The sequence below is a fragment of the Actinoplanes palleronii genome (genome assembly GCF_016862315.1).
In the GTDB taxonomy this organism is placed as follows: domain Bacteria; phylum Actinomycetota; class Actinomycetes; order Mycobacteriales; family Micromonosporaceae; genus Actinoplanes; species Actinoplanes palleronii.
Genome location: NZ_BOMS01000228.1, coordinates 1 through 1,129 on the forward strand (window position 1 = coordinate 1; position 1,129 = coordinate 1,129).

Genomic DNA, 1,129 nt, shown 5'->3' on the forward strand with positions numbered 1-1,129 from the left:
TACTCCAGCAGGAGATCCGTTTTAGGGCTCCGTGAGGGCTTGCCGGGCGTAGTGGCTGGTCTTGGCGGTGGCTTGATGGCGTCGTCGGTAGATGGACCAGGCGATGGCGTCGGCGACGCGGCGTGCAGGTTCGATGACCAGGGCGTGGAACAGCCGGCGGAGTTCGTTGACCGTGATCGCGATCAGCCCGTCGGGGGCTTCAGCGCTGGCTGTTGTCGCGGCGGCCAGGAACGCGTGGGCGGCGATGACCAGGGTGGTCCAGCGGTGCCAGGCTTTCCAGCGGCGGTGCTGATGCTGGTCCAGGCCGAGTCCGGTCTTCGTGGCCTGGAACGATTCCTCGATTCGCCACCGCGATCCGGCGACGGCGACCAGATGGTGCAGCGGGACGAGTTGCGGTGACCAGCAGCGATAAAACGCCAGCTCGCCGGTGGTGCGGTTGCGGCGGATCAGCAGCCAGTGATGGCCGGCGTGCTGGTCGACAGCCTGCGGCAGGTTGATGAACGCCCAGTCGTAGTAGCGGTGTCCTTTCGCTCCGGCTCCGGCGGAGATCCGCTGCCACGCCTGTTTCGGCAGGCCGGCAGCGATCTGGTCGGCACGCTGGACGCCGAGTCCGGTCGGCACCCGGTGTGAGCAGGCGACCGCGAGGACATAACCCAGATCGCTGCTTCTCAGCGCAGCCGCCAGCTGCGGATCACCGCCGTAGGCTTCGTCGCCGGCGACCCACCGGCACGGCAGTCCGCCGGTCACCGCGGTCTCGATCAGCCGACGTGCCAGCTGCGGCTTCGTAGCGAACCCGACGGTGTCGGGGATCCCGGCTTCGGCCCGTCGCTGCGGATCGTCGGTCCAGGATTTCGGCAGGTAGAGCGCGACGTCGACCAGGGTGTGCCCGAGCGGTGAGACGTAGGACAGGTGCACTGCGAGCTGGCAGTTCTCGATCTTCCCGGCGGTGCCGGAGTACTGCCGCTGCACGCCGACAGTGCGGGTGCCTTTCTTCAGATCCCCGGTCTCATCGACCAGCAGCACGCCGTCGGGATGCCCGAGCCGGGCTGTCACGAAATCTCGCACGTCCGCACGGACCAGTGCGTCGTCCCAGCTGGCACGGCCGATCAGGTCCTGCATGCCACCCGGG

1 protein-coding gene is annotated in these 1,129 nt (G+C 68.1%); it reads right to left on the reverse strand.

Annotated elements, in window-relative coordinates; all coding sequences use genetic code 11:
- Window positions 1-21: 21 nt before the first annotated feature.
- Window positions 22-1,129: IS701 family transposase (locus Apa02nite_RS50735; protein ID WP_203831582.1), on the reverse strand; the 1,108-nt coding region annotated here is incomplete at its 5' end.